This is a genomic window from Pantoea allii (assembly GCF_002307475.1).
In the GTDB taxonomy this organism is placed as follows: Bacteria; Pseudomonadota; Gammaproteobacteria; order Enterobacterales; family Enterobacteriaceae; genus Pantoea; species Pantoea allii.
The window spans coordinates 12,433-29,481 of record NZ_NTMH01000055.1 but is presented as its reverse complement, the minus strand read 5'-3'; the positions used below and the strand labels follow the sequence as shown (position 1 = coordinate 29,481).

Below are 17,049 nucleotides of genomic sequence, written 5' to 3'. Positions count from 1 at the left end.
TTTAACCGCCACCTCAGCGTGATTTAACATGGCTTAAAAACACGTCGCCATGGGCGGTAAGCGCTGTCCCGCTAACGTAAAGTGGAAGCCGTCCAACAGGGTATTTATCGTGGCCATTCTGTTTCCAGCGTTGTAATACCTCTCAATATCCACCTCCGCCGGGATCGGTCTGGGTTGATGCGCGTTTATCCCGGCCTCCACCTGAAAAAGCAGCCCGCACCGACAAATAAAACCACTCGCTTCTGTTTCTGTCTTTTCACAGGGGAGAACAGATTTGCCGGGGTGAATATCCCGTTCTGGCAGGAAGCGATCATCGAGTGCGCGTGAAGCATTGAGAATAAACCGGCCGGCAAGGCGAATATTCACACAACAATGCCAGAATAAAGAAGAGCCGCCGCCATCAGACCAGAGGCAGGCGTTTTATTCCGCGTGATCAGAACCGGCAGAGTTGGGATGCCACGCGATCCAGCGCTCTGTCATAACTGGCCCGTTCCCCAGCACTCAAGAATCCCTGCTTCTTAACAAATTGATTAGTGTCTTTTCGCACCTGCTCAACCTGCCGCCACATTTTTTCCGCCTGTGGTTGTGTCAGAAGACGGGCTTTGCGTGCAGTAGCAATATCGGCCTGAAGGATATTGGCACGTACGGCGATATGCGCCTGACGGGGATCGGTAATGGCACCGCCCACATTGCCCTGCACATCATGTTGCGTGTTGAGATCGCATCCCGGATAGTCTGGCGCAGCCGACGCGGCGAAGGTGCTAAAAGCGATCAGATAAAGCATGGCGTAACATAGCATTCTCATGGCGGCTATCCTGGTCATCGTCGTTAATAAACCTGTTCGGCTGGCACGTCGGGCAGCCCTGAGGCGAAAATCCACTACAATCCCCACTCAGGCCCGTCGGATGAAAGCGTAATGGTTACAGGTTCTCCGCACACTTCAACACAGGGCGCGTCATGCGTATTCCAGCGAAACAGGCAGAGATGCCAACCGTCGGGGATGATACGAGAACAATCAATGATCCCATATGCGCCTGACGCCCTTGCCTTATCGGCATTTTCCCAGGACAACGGCATCAGCCCTTGCTTCAGCGCTGCTCGCCAGGGGCTGTTGGATGCCTCGGGGATTATCCCCATTTGCAGGCAACCTGCCTTATCCCGCTGATCGATGACCCTGGCACCGCTCACGCGAAGCGGAATAAGCACACGCGCTAATCCATCTTCCCGCATATAACCCGAAACCGCCATGATGGACCATTCAGGAATGGGGCTCATATAAAGTGCGGGCTGCCCCTGTCGGTGATAACGTCCTGCGCTTTGCGGCCCAGGCGCGGCGAGAGCGGCGTGCGCATTCGTTGACAACACCGAGCGGTAAAACTGGCCCGAAAGGGGCAAAAAAGCGTCAGCGTCCATTTCCCTCACCTTATTAAGCGCCCGGGCGACATTCAGGCTGGCTCACCTAAACGCTCTCAACGCCCATCTGTTTGTGCCGGTGCTGTTTTCTGGTCGATGGCGGATGACACCGCTCATGTGTGCCCGGCAGATAATAGTGACCATCAGCAGAGCGCGCCGTACCACCGGGACAACCGTCCATTCCGCGCTGCCCGTTCTTTCCCGCAAGGCCCTCACCGCCAGGCTGTCCATTTTGGCTGCCGCCGTTGCCACCTGCGCCCCCATTACCACCCGATCCGGCGTAGCAGGCGGATACCGATAAAAGCAACATTATCCCGGTTACAGCAGCTAACTTATGCATGAACATACCGCCTTCATTCGCCATTATTATTCGACAGTAATTGAGTCCGGTTTTTGCGCCACGATCTTAAGCGAGGTGCCTTTTATCGCGTCACTGACCGCTTCCCGGAGGGTCATGGTTCCCTGCACCGGATTGACGTGGACAGCGCCGGTTCGCGACAGATCTGTCTCAATAAAACAGCCTGAAGCATGGGCTAACTGCTGGGCCGTTTCATCAAAGCGCGGGAGGTTAACATGGTAAGTGCCCTCGATATCACATTTACCCGGAGAAATGTGACCAGAGGATGAAGGGCTGCATGACGTGCAAGCGGCGGCGAGCATCAGCACGCCAAGGCTTTTCAGACTGACTGAATACATAAACCTCTCCGGCAGAATAAACAGGGATTTATTATTCTCACAAGCCAGGGGGGACTGTCTGCATGCGGAATATGTCTGAGTATGACGCGCTCAGGTACGTGCAGGCACTTAATCGCCGGTTAACCAATCGCTCTACCGTCGCCCACTGTTACGCATCGCCAGCATGACCATCTGGGGTAAGCGTGAGATTTAGCAGGATTTATCGATACTAATGCCACCGGAGCGAGGGAGGTGATGCAGTTATGATTAAGCGCGGAGGGGAAAAAGCGAAATGCGATGCAGGTTAAGAAGCTAAAGATGAGAGGTGAAGTAAAACTGAGGACAGGTAAAGTTAAGGATATCGACGCCATCCCTGGCATTACCATGATGATACGGTCAGTTTTCATACATTAGGCATGAGCCGCTGTCACGCTCTTGCTACAGGCTGAACCGTACCGGGCGTGGAACCCTTTCCTGTCCGGGCGTCATGCCCATTGTTGCTGCTGATTGACAAGATGTTGTGGTTGATTTATTGCCTTACGCGCAATCCAGTAGAGCAGAACTCGCTCGTCGTCACTGTCACGATCCGCCATTGACAATAATTTCAGCGCCAGCGTAGATTTAGTGACAGGCTGCTGCTCTGCGCTCAATTCAATCACTGCCTGACCGATAATGCAGCAAACCTCATCCTCACTGGTGACGGATTCATATGTCCGGTCTTTCATATTTCCTCCTGTTGAATGAACTTTTAGCATGGCAAAAAAACGCTGACTCTGCCGGAAAAAAGCACTGTTTGTAACATTCCCTTACTGCTATTTACCTGGGGTCATCACATAGCTATACCGGTAACGTTTATCGCTCCTGCCATTCATGCCACTCTCGCGGCATTTCATTCCATTTTGCATTCCATTCATGCCCTTTCTCCCCGCACGCGCAAGGCTAAGGTTTATTCTGGCCGCAGTTTCCAGTTTCCCATCGGGAGTAAACATCATGAATAAGCCACAACAGGCTGTCTGCCAGCGTACACGCTGGTTAACTCTTATCGGTACGGTGATTACCCAGTTTGCGCTGGGGTCGGTGTATACCTGGAGTTTGTTTAACGGTCAGCTGTCGCAAAAACTGTCGGCATCGGTCAGCGAGGTGGCCTTTTCATTTGGGTTGCTGAGCCTGGGACTGGCGGTGGCGTCTTCGCTGGCTGGCAAACTTCAGGAACGGTTTGGCGTCCGTAAGGTGACTATCGGCGCGGGCGTGATGATGGCGCTGGGTTTATGGCTGACCTCACATGCCGATAACCTGATGATGCTGTATCTCAGCGCAGGCATTCTGCTGGGCCTGGCTGATGGCGCAGGCTACCTGATGACGCTGTCAAACTGCGTTAAATGGTTTCCTGAACGTAAAGGGGTGATATCCGCCTGCGCGATTGGTGCCTACGGACTAGGAAGCCTGGGGTTCAAATTTATCTGTGGCGCGCTACTGGCTAAGTTTGGGCTCGAACAGACCTTCATTATCTGGGGATTATTGGCCATGACGATGATGATCATCGGGGCGCTGATGATGCGCGATGCGCCATTGCAAAGCCCGTCGACCGTGCAAAACCAGGCAAACCGCAACTATACGCTGGCGGAATCAGTGCGCCTGCCGCAGTACTGGATGCTGGCGCTGATGTTCCTGACGGCCTGCATGAGTGGCCTGTACGTGATTGGCGTCGCTAAAGATATCGGGGAAGGCTTAGTGCATCTCAGCACCCAGACGGCGGCTAACGCGGTGACTGTCATTGCCGTGGCTAATCTGAGTGGTCGGTTAGTGCTGGGCGTACTGTCTGACAAAATGGTTCGTATCCGGGTTATCTCGCTGGCCCAGCTGATTTCGTTAGCTGGCATGAGCGTTTTACTGTTTACCCAGATGAATCAAACCACCTTTTTCCTGTCTCTGGCCTGCATCGCTTTCAGCTTTGGCGGCACCATTACCGTTTTCCCTTCGCTGGTCAGCGACTTTTTTGGCCTCAATAATTTGACCAAAAATTATGGTCTGATTTATCTGGGATTCGGTATTGGCAGCGTTTTAGGTTCGCTGGTCGCCTCACTGTTTGGCGGTTTTACCGTAACGTTCAGCCTTATCATGACGCTATTGGTGATGTCATTACTGCTGTCACTGACGATTCGTATGCCGCAGAGCCCGTCTGTTCGCGAGCCGCTGCTGCAGCGTCAGTAATCGCGAGGGGCCAGGTCAGACTGGCCCCTTTTTTTAGCCGCGAAAGCGCGGTTCCGCCATACCGGCCACATCAAGTTCAACAGCAAAAATATCACCCGACTCTGGATAGCGCTCCCGATCTTCTTTACTGAGATTCTCTCTTGAACTGGTGATATACAGCGTTTTCAAATCGCGACCGCCAAAGGCGACCATCGTTGGCCACTTAACCGGCAGACTGATCTCATCCACGATTTCGCCATCTTGTGGATCGATACGCACCACCCGACCGCCATCAAATAATGCCGACCAGTAAAAGCCTTCGCTGTCTACGGCTGCACCATCAGGCAAGCCCCCACGAGCATCGAAACGTCGGAAAACCTCACGTTCCCCCGGTTCGCCCTGGGCATCCAACGGATAGCGGTAAAGCACTTCGTTCGGCGTGTCCGTGTGATACATCCACTGACGATCGGGTGAGAAGGCTACGCCGTTTGAAATCTTGATGTCACGCGCTTTGACATCAAGCTTCAGATTGGGCGTCACACGGCATAGCAACCCTCCGTTTTTATCCTGTGGCTCCCACAAGCTACCGCACCAGAAATTACCCCAGGGATCGACACGTCCGTCATTGAAACGGCTTTTCTCCGCGATGCCTGGATTATCAGCCACTTTCTTCTGCGGTTTACCCTGCTCATCCAACAGCCACACGCCACCGCGCAGGGCGGCGATGATACCGCCCTGCTCACGCAATCCAATGCACCCCACCTCTTCCTGTTGGGGAAACGTCGTCAGTTCGCCACTGATGGGATCAAAACGATGAATAGCTGGAGCCAAAATATCAACGCACCACAATACCTGTTCCTTGACCGACCAGAGCGGGCATTCCCCTAACTCCGCCTGAAGTTGCAGAATATTTTTTACCTTGTGAGCCATGTTTGCCTCCATTTATTGTCCTGCTAATAATGTAGCGCCAATTTCCAGACCCAGGAGAACTATTTTCACCGTATTTTTAAGACGGTTCTTACTTCTGCTTGCGCTTATTCATCCCATTCTGATGGGAAGATTAAAATCGCTTTGTCGACATTACCGAAAAAGAAATATAAAGAAATACTTATGCAGGTAACTCTACAATCGCTACATGTTTGCTCCACTATTTCGGCGTAATATCTAAAACATCGAAAAAGAGGAGATGGCGTATGAAAGAAATAAGTACAACAGTCCTTCCCATGGTCGCAGCGGGTTATTTTATAAACGGGCCAAAAATGCTATCAGGACATAAGGATGACAGGCAGCGACAGGGAAAATGGTCTGCCAGAGATGAGAACCACTGAAGGGCAAAGATTTCACACAGCATAATATAAAAAAAGAAGGTGGGATTAAATCCCACCTCGTTTTATTGGTTAACTCTTCACCGCATAATTACACTGATACCAGGTTTTCTTTAAGCCTGGTATTGTGCTGTCCTGAACAGGTAAATTTTCTACCTTATCAAAACCTTTATTCATGCAGTAATTCGCCACATCAATTTCCATCGCGTCGCGATTAACTTTTGACGGGTCGAAACGGTACTGTACGGTGTTTGAATGAGTATCTTCATCTACTCGCTCAAACGCCCCGGGTTTGCTGGCAGTACAGCCGCTCAGCAGAATAAGTGCCAGTGCACCAATAACTATTTTTTTCATTTTTACCTCACATTTTGTCGCAGTGTAAGGCGCGGCAAAATGGGTATCTATAGGAATAGTACGCGAGCTGTTGCGTATTTACGAAGTTTTACCAATTGATTCAATACGGTTAAACAGTTGGCATAATGTGCCATTAAACTGCGAAACTGCATTCAACGGAAAACATTCAAAGCACAACACCAGGCATTACTCTAAAAAAAAGCCTCTCTCAATTCAGCCCGCGTTTAGCGGGCTTTTTTTCGCTTATCCCTCGCCCGAAAGCGCAATCATTCTACGAAGCAGATTGGCGGCTTGCTTGTCAGGGAGTGCGAGAATCGCCGTGTAGAGATCGATGGACATGGCACACATAGATGAGCGATCAACCGCCGTGTCTGCAGGCATATTGAGCTGTTGCAGCTTATCACCCCATTTTTGGTAAAGGCGATCCACGATATTTTTCAGGTCGTGCTGAGCCTGGTCGCGATCCATCGGCTGTTCTTCGGTCAAACTGTTAAGCAGTAAATACTCGGTGGCTTCTGCATCCTTTTGATTCAGTGCGGCTGGCAGCGTTTTGGCCAGATTCACCCCGCCCTTCACCTGCGGATAAAGGAATTGAAAACAGAGTCCGGGATCAATTTTATTCAGCGCCTGCATTTCGTCGACGGAAACGCCAATATAATTAACGACGGCGCGACTTGAGCCGCGCATCAGCCGCTGATTAATCACATCCGTGAGCCAGCCTCTTAGTTCACCGACGGCCTGAATCATCGGCTCGCCTTCACGCAGTTTGTGAGACAGTTCGCGCGTCAGTAACTGCCACAGGGCGGGTTCCTGGGTGCGCAGCACGCGATAAACCGTCGCCTGCGCCATATAGTCCGCCGCCCGCTCATAGCGTTTTTCCTGTTGCTGCTGAGGCAAAATCCAGTTGAACCACAACATATTCGACAGGATAAGCGGCAGGATAAACAGCACGACGCCCTGCCACACCCGCAACCGGGTGGTTCTGACCAACATCACAATGATAAGCGCCAGTAGCACAAAGGCCACCAGCGTAATAAAAAGCAGGGAAGTCATACTACGTTGTTAATCCTTACGCACATCAATCAGTACCGGGCAATGCGCGCGTTCAACAACAGCGGCACTCACAGATCCTTTTAATAAACGGTTAAAGGGTGACAAATGGCGCCGCCCCATAATAATCATATTGGCGTTTAGCTGTTGCGACTGGGCGACGATGGTATCAGCGGCTTCACCGGCCAGTATAATGCCACGCGCCTTAATGCCGGCCTGCAGCAACGGGGCCAGTGCATGCCGTACCACCATCTCAGCGGTATTTTGTTCATCCTGAGCCGCCACAAAATCCGCCGGATCTTCGCCTGCATCAATATCAATAGGTTGGCTGCAGGATGAATAAGCGGGATCGATACAGCATAAAACGACGACTTCCGCACGGTGTGCCTGCGCTTGTTCAATCGTTAAAGAAACCACTTTCTTCGCCACCGGAGAATTATCAATAGCCATCAACACTGTTTTCATTGAGCAGTCATCCTTCAACAGCGGCAATTTTGCCAATTTCGCGAATCAACGCCTGTTTGCATTGCAACATTTCCTCACGATAACGAGCCTCGTGTTTCTTAAAACGTGCCGTAGGCACCAGTAATGACACGGCAAAACGGCCAAAGAGCGTGTCCAGCGCAAAGGCCATCGTCGAGATACCTTCAAGCGTTTCACCGCGATCGTAGGAAATGCTGGTTTTACGCACCTCATGAATCATCTGTAAGAGCTCGGCCAGCGTCTTAACCGTTTTATCAGTCAGTTCGCGCCAGGCGTCGCCCACCCGTGCCTGCACGTCAGCATCACTTTCCAGCGCCAGCAGCGCTCTGCCCCCTGAGGTGCTGTAAAGCGGCAGATCCAGCCCGATACGCGGAACAACCCGCAACTCTCGTGATGCCACCACGTAATGCACAACGGCAAGCTGTGAACCGCTGGCGCGGGCCAGTGATACGGTTTCATTGGTATCCGCAGAGAGTTTTTCCATCAGCGGTTTGACTAAATCCACCACATCCGTGTTGACGCTGGAGAGGAGCTTAAGCAAAGCCGGGCCAAGGCGCAGTCCACCCGCACCGCTGCTACGAACCAGCTCTGCGCTATCCAGAGCCGCAACGATGCGCTGAACGGTGGAACGCGGCAGATCAACCACCTGTGCGATCTCGCCCAGGCTCATGCCACTGGGATGTTCGCCTAAGGCATTAAGAATTTTTGCCGCACGTGCAATAACCTGAATGCCGCCCGTTTTTTCATCCTCGCGGCTGGATGATTGATGAGTCATAGCGTCGTCCTTTTTGAGCTGGCTTACTGTAACCCGAAAAGCGCACCTTTTACAGCATGTACCGCATTGCAATACAGCATATTGCCATGTAATATCGCCGCGCTGTATCGCATTGCAATACATCGAATCATAATAATAACGAGACCACCTGCTATGACGACCCGGCCTGGCAATGCGCCGACGCTGCATCCCTTTACCCTGCGCCTGGCATTAGGCTTGCTTGGCGTGTGGATCGCTGCGCTCACCTCAGGACTTAACGATCGGGTCAGTGATATCGCCCTGGCCGATATTCGTGCCGCCCTTGGCATCGGCTACGACCAGGGAAGCTGGATTGTCTCTGTCTATCAGGCTGCCGAAGTCGCCGCCATGATGATTGCGCCCTGGTTTGCCGTCACGTTTTCCCTACGCCGTTTTTCGCTGATCATGTCCGCGGGGTTTTTACTGTCCGGCATACTGCTGCCGCTCATGACCAATCCTGTTCTGTTTATGGCGTTGCGCGTCGTACAGGGTTTGTTTGGCGGCGCACTTCCGCCTATGCTGATGACCGTCGCGCTACGCTTTTTGCCGCCGCCGATTAAGCTCTACGGCCTGGGTGCCTACGCGCTGACCGCCACCTTTGGGCCCAATATGGCGGCTTCTCTGGCTGCCTTCTGGACAGATGAAGTCAGCTGGATGTTTGTCTTCTGGCAGGTCGTGCCCGGCATGCTGATTGCCATCTTACTGATGGCCTGGGGATTACCTCAGGATCCGCTCCGTACTGAACGTTTTCAGCAGATCGACCTGTTTGGTATGGTCACCGGCTGTAGCGGCATGGCGCTAATCATTCTGGTTCTCAGCCAGGGCGAACGTCTGGACTGGCTTGATTCCCCCATTATCACAGCAATGCTTTTCGCGGCGTTACCGCTCCTGGTAGTGTTTTTGATTAACGAGTGGTTTCATCCGCTGCCGCTGTTTAAGTTGCAGATGCTGAGACGGCGTAATTTGATGCACGGTTTACTGGTGTTGGCGGGTGTGCTCATTGTGTCGTTATCCGGCTCGGCCCTGCCTTCAACCTATTTTGCTCAGGTCGACGGATTCCGCATTGGACAGTTTGCGCCGCTGGCTTTAACCATCGGCTTGCCGCAGCTGGTTATTGCGCCGTTTATCGCCGCCCTGCTGAATATTCGCTGGATCGACTGTCGCTGGATGCTGTCGCTGGGCCTGATCTTTCTTATCGCCTCATGCCTGCTGGGTATGCAGATCACGACGGGCTGGTCGCGGGACAACTTTTGGCTGATTCAGGCTTTACAGGCCGTGGGTCAGCCGATGGTGATTCTGCCAGTATTGATGAGTGCCACCAGCGTCGTTGCCCCACCGGAAGGCCCGTTTGCCTCAGCGATGTTTAATACGGTTCGGGGTTTTTCCAGCATTGCCGCCTCCACGCTGGTGTCGTGGTTCGTCAGCCACCGTGAGCAGTTTCACTCCAACATTCTGGTTAATCAGGCAGCCAGCAGGCCCTGGTTGATGACGGCGCCAGACAGCAGCCAGGCCAGCGCCAGCTATCCGCTCCTGCCGGACGGCAGCGCCAGCTCTGTCGAAAATCTGCGCGGCTTTGCCATGCAGGTCAAGCATCAGGCGCTGGTACTCGGCCTGAGTGATACCTGGATGCTGCTGATCGGTTTTGCGCTACTGCTGCTGCTGGTGACGGCTCTGGTACCCAAACGGGTCTGGCCTCCTCAAACCTTGATCCAACCTGCAACCTCCACGTCGGGATAACTGAATATGCGTGCTTTAGCAATGAGAAGAACCCTGCTGCTTTCCCTCCTGCTGCTGGTTTTACTGGCGATGGCGCTGGCGGTATGGGCGGTGATGACCCGTAACGATCACCGCACCAATGATGCCTGGGTAAATGCCGATTACACCATTGTCGCCCCGAAAGTGTCGGGCTACATCGCCCGTATCAACGTGAAGGATAACCAGCAGGTCGCGGCGGGCGAACTGTTAGCCACACTGGACGATCGTGATTATCAGGTGGCGCTTGAGAGTGCCAAGGCCGACCTGCAGGTCAGTGAAGCCAAACTGTTGAGCAGTCAGGCACAGCTGGAGCAGCAGCAATCGGTGATTGCGCAGCAAAAGGCCAGCGTCGCGGCCAGCCAGGCCACAGCGCAGTATGCCGGTCAGAGTGCAGAACGCTATAACCGTCTTTATCAGCGTGGCACGGTGGCCGCAGATGAACAGCAAAAAGCCAGTTCTGCACAACGATCCGCGAGCGCCACGGTGCGCCAGAGTGAAGCGGCCCTGGCCTCGGCGGTTAAGCAGGTCGGCGTGTTACAGGCGGCGGTCAGATCCTCAGAAGCCGATGTCGCCGCAGCGAAGGCCAGCGTCGATCAGGCGCGTCTGAACCTGTCTTATACCCGCATTATGGCACCGGTGGCCGGCATGGTGGGACAGCGTACCCTGCGCCTGGGTGCCTGGGTGTCAGCAGGCACGCGTCTGCTGGCGGTGGTGCCGTTGCAGCACACCTACATCACGGCAAATTATCTGGAAACCCAGTTGAAGGATGTTCGTCCGGGGCAACCCGTTAGCATTGAGGTCGACGCCTTGCCCGATCAGGTCTTTACCGGTCATGTCGACAGCATTGCGCCCGCCACGGGCGCGACGTTTTCAGCGATTTCTCCTGATAACGCTACCGGCAACTACACTAAGGTCGTTCAGCGATTACCGGTGAAAATTGTGCTGGATGAGGGACAGCCGAATCTGGCCCAGTTACGCGTCGGCATGTCTGCGGTTCCAGAAATTAACGTTCAGTAAAAAATGTGAACAAACTCTCAGAACCAAACTATTTCTTTTCGGTCTGATTACGCGTAGATTAGCCCCGATCCTGTTCTGAGTTATTCAGTTCGTCCGGGAGACCGTTGACCGTTGACCTGAACGGCGACCTGTCCCATCTGTCCGCGTTGCGCTGGATCGGGATCGCCAACATCGTAACCGCTCAGAGGAGTTCGCTTGTGAAATATGCTTTGATGGGAATTTCTTTCTTCGTACTGCTTTGGGTCGGCACCTTTGTGCTGATGCTGTAGTATCTGCAAGCATTCCGCAGGGGGCGACAGACGGTCGCCCCAGTGGCGGACTAGATTTGTTCTTCCATGTTTTTCACGCTGCCCGGCAATATACCATCCGCACGAAACATCGCTTTAATCCCTCTGACTGCCTGACGTATACGATCGCTGTTTTCAATCAGCGCAAAGCGGACATGCGTGTCACCGTAGTCACCAAAGCCAATGCCTGGCGAGACGCAGACTTTCGCCTCCTGCAGCATGTGCTTCGCAAACTCCAGCGAACCAAGGTGGGCATAGTGGTCAGGAATTTTCGCCCACACGTACATCGACGCTTTCGGGATATCGACCATCCATCCCGCTTCGTGCAGCCCTTTTACCAGCACATCACGCCGCCGTTTATATTGCTCAGCAATATCGCGCACGCACTGCTGATCGCCTTCCAGCGCCGCAATCGCAGCCACCTGTAAGGGCGTAAATGTGCCGTAATCGTGATAGCTCTTGATACGCGCCAGCGCGGCGACTAACTCTTTGTTACCCACCATAAAGCCAATGCGCCAGCCCGCCATGTTGTAGCTTTTTGACAGCGTGAAGAACTCTACCGCGACATCACGTGCCCCTGGCACCTGCATGATGGAAGGCGCTTTCCAGCCATCATAGACAATGTCCGCGTAGGCCAGATCGTGAATCACCAGGACGTTGTACTGCTTCGCCAGCGCAATTACGCGCTCGAAAAAGTCCAGTTCGACACACTGAGATGTGGGATTGGAGGGAAAACCGAGCACCATCATTTTGGGCTTGGGATAGCTTTCGCGAATAGCGCGTTCCAGCTCATTGAAGAAATCGATCCCTTCCACCAGCGGTACAGATCGCACCTGTGCACCCGCGATAACGGCACCGTAGATATGAATAGGGTAACTGGGGTTGGGCACCAGCACAGTGTCGCCATGATCAAGCGTCGCCAGCATCAGGTGAGCCAGCCCCTCTTTGGACCCGATGGTGACGATAGCTTCAGATTCAGGATCGATATCAACCTGATAACGCTCTTCATACCAGCGAGAAATCGCGCGACGCAGGCGAGGAATACCGCGTGAGGTCGAATAACCGTGCGTGTCTTCACGTTGTGCCACCTGGCACAATTTTTCTACGATATGAGGCGGCGTTGCCCCGTCGGGGTTGCCCATTGAAAGGTCGATGATATCTTCGCCACGCCGACGCGCAGCCATCTTCAGTTCAGCGGTGATGTTAAAAACGTAAGGCGGCAGGCGTTCAATACGTGTGAAACGACGGGTTGTGCTGTTATCAGCCATGGTGTCCTCTGGGAAACGTTAGCGCCCGGACCGTCCGAGCGACGCTGGTCACTGCGGTGACCTCTACAAGAACATAACTTGCAGATAACAACTTTGTCGAGAGGAGCAGAAAATTTTTTATATTTGCGGATTGAGCCGTTCAAGCAGCCAGTCATTCACCCAGCGGTCATTTAACAGATAATTATTTTGCAGCGTGCGCTGTAGCGTGAAGCCATTTTTTTCCAGAATCCGCCGTGATGCCCAGTTGCCCTCCACCACCAGCGCCTTGAGCTTGAGGAAACCGGCGTCGAACAAACACTGACATAACGCCCCCAGGGCTTCACTGCCGAAGCCCTGGCCACAGTAGCGGTGCAGCAGCATGTAACCGATTTCGGCCTGGCGAGCGGGCTGCCATTCAGGCGTACAGCCAAATAAGCCAATGGCTTCTCCGCTATCACGCAGCCTGGCGACCAGGCACAGCATGTGAAAGCTGCCTACCTGCCAGGGTGCCAAACGCTGGCTGAACCGTTCACGGATATCCTCTTCGTCAGGAATTTCACTCACCCAGTTCATCGTGTCGCGATCTTCGTGCACCGCCCGGAACAGTTGCCAGTCTTCCGGGCGTAATGTCGTTAACGTCAAACGTGAAGTGGTCAGATGCATACTCTGCTCCCGGCAGACAGGTCTCAAAGGAAAGCGACTGCGCTGATAATTCTGTCAGGCTTCAGTACCCCGCCCCGAATCCAAAAGAGGGAAATAAGCGTTCCCCTTTATCGTGGTCAACATTTCCCCTTTTCGCTGTTTTAGAGAAATTGATCTAAAACATGAACAGTCATGCTGACCGCTGGGCGCGCTGGCGCATTATCATTACATTTTTTATCATAGCGTTCTTTAACATAGCTGAAGAGTCGCCTGTGACCTCACACTTTAACATGCTCCTGGCCGTCTTTGATCGCGCGGCGCTCATGCTGATTTGCCTGTTTTTTCTGACGCGAACCCGGCCTTTTCGTCAGTTATTACAAAAAGATGAGCACACCTCGCTGGAAAAAAGCGCTGTCATTGCCATTTTTTCCCTGTTTGCCTTATTCAGTACCTGGTCAGGTGTTAACGTTGAAGGTTCATTGCTTAACGTGCGGGTTATCGCCGTGATGGCGGGCGGTATTCTTTTTGGCCCCTGGGTGGGGATCGTGACGGGCGTGATTGCGGGCCTGCATCGATTTTTGATTGATATTCACGGCGTGACGTCCGTGCCCTGCCTGATTACCAGCATCATTGCCGGGGTGGTTGCGGGCGGGATCAATCGTCGGGTGCAGCGCGAGCGACGCTGGCTGGTAGGCATTCTGGGCGGGATGTTCTGTGAAAGCCTGACGATGCTGCTTATTCTGTTATGGGCGAAACCTGTCGCCCTGGGGCTGGCGATTGTGTCCGAAATCGCCCTGCCGATGATCCTCGGCGCATCAAGCATTGGCTTAATCGTGTTACTGGTGCAGAGCGTTGAGGGCGAAAAAGAGGCCAGCGCGGCACGTCAGGCCAAGCTGGCGCTGGATATTGCTAATCAGACGCTGCCGCTTTTCCGGCAGGTAAACAGCGATTCACTTCGGAACATTTGCGACATTATCCGGCGAGAAATCAAAGCAGATGCCGTCGCCATGACCAACAAGCAGAAAATTTTGGCCTATGTCGGTTACGGCGAGCAAAACTATCAGCACGGCGATGACGGCATCAGCCCCACCACGGCTCAGGCTATCCACAGCGGTAAAATCATCATTAAAAACAATGATGAAGCCCACAGAACAAAAGACATTCACTCCATGATAGTGATTCCGTTACGGGAAAAAGGCAACGTCACCGGCACCTTAAAAATCTACTATCGTCGCGCGCACCGTATTACCGGCTCGCTGAAAGAGATGGCCGTTGGCCTGTCGCAGATTATCTCGACCCAGCTTGAAGTCTCCCGCACCGAGCAGCTGCGTGAAATGGCCAATAAAGCGGAACTCCGCGCGCTCCAGAGCAAAATAAATCCGCATTTCCTGTTTAATGCGCTCAATGCAATATCGTCTTCTATCCGGCTCAATCCAGATACGGCGCGTCAGTTAGTCATCAATTTATCGCGTTATCTGCGCTACAACCTCGAACTGAACGACGATGAGCTTATCGATATCAAAAAAGAGCTGTGGCAGGTAAAGGATTACATCGCCATTGAGCAGGCCCGCTTTGGCGATAAGCTCACGATGATTTACGACGTGGATGAGGATTTGCATTTTTCTCTGCCCAGCCTGCTTATTCAGCCCTTAGTCGAAAACGCCATTGTGCACGGCATTCAGCCCTGCAAAGGCAAAGGTGTGGTGACATTGAGCGTGCGCGATTTGGGCGACCGGGTGCGCATTGCGGTGCGGGACACCGGGCAAGGCATCAGCGATGAGGTCATTGACAGAGTTGCACGCAACGAAATGCCGGGCAATAAAATCGGCCTGTTAAACGTGCATCACCGGGTTAAATTGCTGTCGGGCCAGGGACTGCATATCGTGCGTCATCACCCCGGGACCGAAATCGCCTTTACCCTGAGCAAAACCGGACAGCCACTGGTGGGAAATCTTGCATGAAAGCCATCATCGTAGAGGATGAGTTCCTTGCCCAGCAAGAGCTGAGCTGGATGATTCAGCAGCACAGCAACATTGAGATTGAAGCCTGCTTTGATGACGGACTCGACGTGCTGAAATACCTGCAGCAGCACCGGGTGGATGTGATATTTCTCGATATTAATATTCCGTCGCTGGATGGCATGTTACTGGCGCAGAATATTCATCAGTTTGTGCATAAGCCTCTGATTGTTTTTATTACCGCCTGGAAAGAACATGCGGTAGAGGCCTTTGAGCTGGAGGCGTTTGACTACATCCTGAAGCCCTATCATGAGTCACGTATTATCACGATGCTCAACAAGCTGGAAGCCAGCTGGCAACAGCAGCACACAATTACCCAGGCACCCAGCGCGCAAAACCCCCTTACGGTTAACCTGACCAAAGACGATCGCATCATCGTGACCGACGTGAATGATATTTACTACGTCGAGGCTCATGAGAAGTTAACCTTTGTGTATACCCGCCGTGAAGACTATGTCATGTCGATGAATATCAGCGAATTTTGCTCACGCCTGCCCGAGCAGCAATTCTTTCGTTGTCACCGCTCGTACTGCGTTAATCTGAATAAGATCAGAGAGATTGAACCCTGGTTCAATAATACCTATCTGCTCAAATTAAGGGACAAGGACTTTCAGGTGCCCGTCAGCCGTAGCAAGGTAAAAACCTTCAGGCTGCTCATGCGTTTGTAGGGAAACCACAGGACGGAGAGAACCCTTCCCGTTGGGGAAGGGCAATGGCGGTCATCAGAGAATACGGCCCAGGGTTTGACGCAGGTGAGCACCTGCACCTAACAAGCCTGGCTGATCGTGGGTGATCATATAGACCGGAATATCGGCAACGTAATCGCGAAAACGCCCTTTGTCTTCAAATGCCGCACGGAAACCCGAGGATTTAAAGAATTCCAGGAAGCGCGGCACAATGCCGCCTGCGATGTACACGCCACCAAAGGTGCCGAGGTTCAGCGCCAGATTACCGCCAAAACGCCCCATGATGACGCAGAACAGCGACAGCGCACGACGACAATCTGTACAGCTGTCCGCAAGCGCACGCTCACTCACCTCTTTCGGCTTCAGATTCTCGGGAACGCGTTGATCCACTTTCACAATCGCCCGATAGAGATTGACCAGACCCGCGCCTGACAGCACGCGCTCGGCTGACACATGGCCCAATTCTTCCCGCAACACTTCCAGGATTTGATCTTCTTCTTCGCTGTTGGCCGCAAAGTCAACGTGGCCGCCCTCACCAGGCAGGCTGACCCAGCGCTTATCAACATGCACCAGATGACTGACGCCCAGTCCAGTTCCCGCGCCGTAAATGGCCACTGGCTTGTCTTTAACCGGCTCTTTGCCACCAAACTGGATCACATGTTCTGCGCCCAGCATGGGAATGGCCATAGACACCGCGGTGAAGTCGTTAATAATTTCCAGGTGTTCAAAACCGATGTTCTCTTTGAGCTTTTTAGTGGAAAAAGCCCAGTCATGGTTGGTCATTTCAACCCAGTCATCGGTAATCGGGCAGGCAATGGCGATACAACCGTCTTTGATATCCTGCTTTTGTTCATCAAGATAGTGGCGGATGACGGCTTCGAGGCTGTCGTAGTCTGATGTTGCGAATGTTTTGGCCTGGGAGATGCTGCCGCTTTCCACCTCACACAAAGCGAGGCGGGCGTTGGTGCCGCCGACATCGCCGACCAAGGCATAAGTTGTCATTCTTCTGGTGCTCCGCTTGGGGGTCTTAAAGAGTTGGAGGACACTATAAAATCCTGCCGATAAAACAACAACGCTCACCGAAGCTATGGGTGAGCGTCTGACTCGTGTGTGC

The 17,049-nt window shown here is 53.1% G+C and carries 20 protein-coding genes; 6 read left to right on the top strand and 14 right to left on the bottom strand.

Annotated elements, in window-relative coordinates; all coding sequences use genetic code 11:
• Positions 1 to 33: 33 nt before the first annotated feature.
• The 6 genes from CMR03_RS24265 to CMR03_RS24240 all read right to left on the bottom strand — a co-directional run bounded on the left by CMR03_RS24265 (position 34) and on the right by CMR03_RS24240 (position 2,813).
• On the bottom strand, positions 34 to 366 hold the full coding sequence (locus tag CMR03_RS24265; RefSeq protein WP_096012893.1) for a hypothetical protein: 333 nt from the start codon (positions 364 to 366) through the stop codon (positions 34 to 36).
• A gap of 67 nt (positions 367 to 433) precedes the next feature.
• Positions 434 to 805, bottom strand: a complete 372-nt coding sequence (locus tag CMR03_RS24260) for a hypothetical protein (protein WP_096012892.1) — start codon at positions 803 to 805, stop codon at positions 434 to 436.
• Between the two features lie 74 nt (positions 806 to 879).
• Positions 880 to 1,413: an RES family NAD+ phosphorylase gene (locus tag CMR03_RS24255; protein WP_096012891.1), complete on the bottom strand. Its 534-nt coding sequence runs from the start codon at positions 1,411 to 1,413 to the stop codon at positions 880 to 882.
• 46 nt (positions 1,414 to 1,459) lie between these two features.
• Positions 1,460 to 1,753, bottom strand: coding sequence for a hypothetical protein (locus CMR03_RS24250; protein ID WP_128604253.1), 294 nt, complete (start codon positions 1,751 to 1,753; stop codon positions 1,460 to 1,462).
• 26 nt (positions 1,754 to 1,779) lie between these two features.
• Positions 1,780 to 2,109, bottom strand: coding sequence for a hypothetical protein (locus CMR03_RS24245; protein WP_063880432.1), 330 nt, complete (start codon positions 2,107 to 2,109; stop codon positions 1,780 to 1,782).
• Between the two features lie 464 nt (positions 2,110 to 2,573).
• Positions 2,574 to 2,813 carry a hypothetical protein gene (locus CMR03_RS24240; protein WP_063880433.1) on the bottom strand — a complete coding sequence of 80 codons (240 nt, stop codon included), beginning with the start codon at positions 2,811 to 2,813 and terminating at the stop codon, positions 2,574 to 2,576.
• A 265-nt stretch (positions 2,814 to 3,078) separates the two neighbouring features.
• Between CMR03_RS24240 and CMR03_RS24230 the strand changes: the two genes are divergently transcribed.
• Positions 3,079 to 4,299 carry an L-lactate MFS transporter gene (locus CMR03_RS24230; protein WP_096012889.1) on the top strand — a complete coding sequence of 407 codons (1,221 nt, stop codon included), beginning with the start codon at positions 3,079 to 3,081 and terminating at the stop codon, positions 4,297 to 4,299.
• A 33-nt stretch (positions 4,300 to 4,332) separates the two neighbouring features.
• Here the strand turns inward: CMR03_RS24230 and CMR03_RS24225 are convergent, their stop codons facing one another.
• From CMR03_RS24225 to CMR03_RS24205, 5 genes are all read right to left on the bottom strand, one after another.
• A complete protein-coding gene (locus tag CMR03_RS24225) occupies positions 4,333 to 5,208 on the bottom strand; it encodes an SMP-30/gluconolactonase/LRE family protein (RefSeq protein WP_096012905.1) in 876 nt (291 codons plus the stop codon).
• Between the two features lie 467 nt (positions 5,209 to 5,675).
• Complete coding sequence (locus CMR03_RS24220; protein ID WP_063880436.1) at positions 5,676 to 5,957, bottom strand: lipoprotein; 282 nt, start codon at positions 5,955 to 5,957, stop codon at positions 5,676 to 5,678.
• A gap of 243 nt (positions 5,958 to 6,200) precedes the next feature.
• A complete protein-coding gene (locus CMR03_RS24215; RefSeq protein ID WP_096012888.1) occupies positions 6,201 to 7,010 on the bottom strand; it encodes a hypothetical protein in 810 nt (269 codons plus the stop codon).
• Positions 7,011 to 7,019: 9 nt separating this feature from the next.
• Complete coding sequence (locus tag CMR03_RS24210) at positions 7,020 to 7,472, bottom strand: universal stress protein (RefSeq protein WP_063880438.1); 453 nt, start codon at positions 7,470 to 7,472, stop codon at positions 7,020 to 7,022.
• A gap of 7 nt (positions 7,473 to 7,479) precedes the next feature.
• Positions 7,480 to 8,265 carry an IclR family transcriptional regulator gene (locus CMR03_RS24205; protein ID WP_096012887.1) on the bottom strand — a complete coding sequence of 262 codons (786 nt, stop codon included), beginning with the start codon at positions 8,263 to 8,265 and terminating at the stop codon, positions 7,480 to 7,482.
• 153 nt (positions 8,266 to 8,418) lie between these two features.
• Here CMR03_RS24205 and CMR03_RS24200 point away from each other — a divergent pair, with 153 nt between their 5' ends.
• From CMR03_RS24200 to ypdK, 3 genes are all read left to right on the top strand, one after another.
• A complete protein-coding gene (locus tag CMR03_RS24200; protein WP_096012886.1) occupies positions 8,419 to 10,020 on the top strand; it encodes an MFS transporter in 1,602 nt (533 codons plus the stop codon).
• 6 nt (positions 10,021 to 10,026) lie between these two features.
• Positions 10,027 to 11,055, top strand: a complete 1,029-nt coding sequence (locus CMR03_RS24195) for an HlyD family secretion protein (RefSeq protein WP_096012885.1) — start codon at positions 10,027 to 10,029, stop codon at positions 11,053 to 11,055.
• Positions 11,056 to 11,252: 197 nt separating this feature from the next.
• A complete protein-coding gene (ypdK, locus tag CMR03_RS25735) occupies positions 11,253 to 11,324 on the top strand; it encodes a membrane protein YpdK (RefSeq protein ID WP_006120362.1) in 72 nt (23 codons plus the stop codon).
• Between the two features lie 50 nt (positions 11,325 to 11,374).
• Here the strand turns inward: ypdK and alaC are convergent, their stop codons facing one another.
• Both alaC and CMR03_RS24185 read right to left on the bottom strand, forming a co-directional pair.
• Positions 11,375 to 12,610 (bottom strand): alanine transaminase, encoded by a 1,236-nt coding sequence (alaC, locus tag CMR03_RS24190; RefSeq protein WP_096012884.1) that lies wholly within the window; start codon positions 12,608 to 12,610, stop codon positions 11,375 to 11,377.
• Between the two features lie 117 nt (positions 12,611 to 12,727).
• On the bottom strand, positions 12,728 to 13,252 hold the full coding sequence (locus CMR03_RS24185; protein ID WP_096012883.1) for a GNAT family N-acetyltransferase: 525 nt from the start codon (positions 13,250 to 13,252) through the stop codon (positions 12,728 to 12,730).
• 269 nt (positions 13,253 to 13,521) lie between these two features.
• Here CMR03_RS24185 and CMR03_RS24180 point away from each other — a divergent pair, with 269 nt between their 5' ends.
• Positions 13,522 to 15,192 carry a sensor histidine kinase gene (locus CMR03_RS24180; protein WP_096012904.1) on the top strand — a complete coding sequence of 557 codons (1,671 nt, stop codon included), beginning with the start codon at positions 13,522 to 13,524 and terminating at the stop codon, positions 15,190 to 15,192.
• On the top strand, positions 15,189 to 15,917 hold the full coding sequence (locus CMR03_RS24175; RefSeq protein WP_063880444.1) for a LytR/AlgR family response regulator transcription factor: 729 nt from the start codon (positions 15,189 to 15,191) through the stop codon (positions 15,915 to 15,917). The genes CMR03_RS24180 and CMR03_RS24175 overlap by 4 nt, the downstream gene beginning before the upstream one ends.
• Before the next feature lie 54 nt (positions 15,918 to 15,971).
• On the opposite strand, the gene glk is transcribed toward CMR03_RS24175, so the two are convergent.
• Positions 15,972 to 16,937 carry a glucokinase gene (gene glk / locus CMR03_RS24170; RefSeq protein ID WP_063880445.1) on the bottom strand — a complete coding sequence of 322 codons (966 nt, stop codon included), beginning with the start codon at positions 16,935 to 16,937 and terminating at the stop codon, positions 15,972 to 15,974.
• Between the last annotated feature and the right edge of the window lie 112 nt (positions 16,938 to 17,049).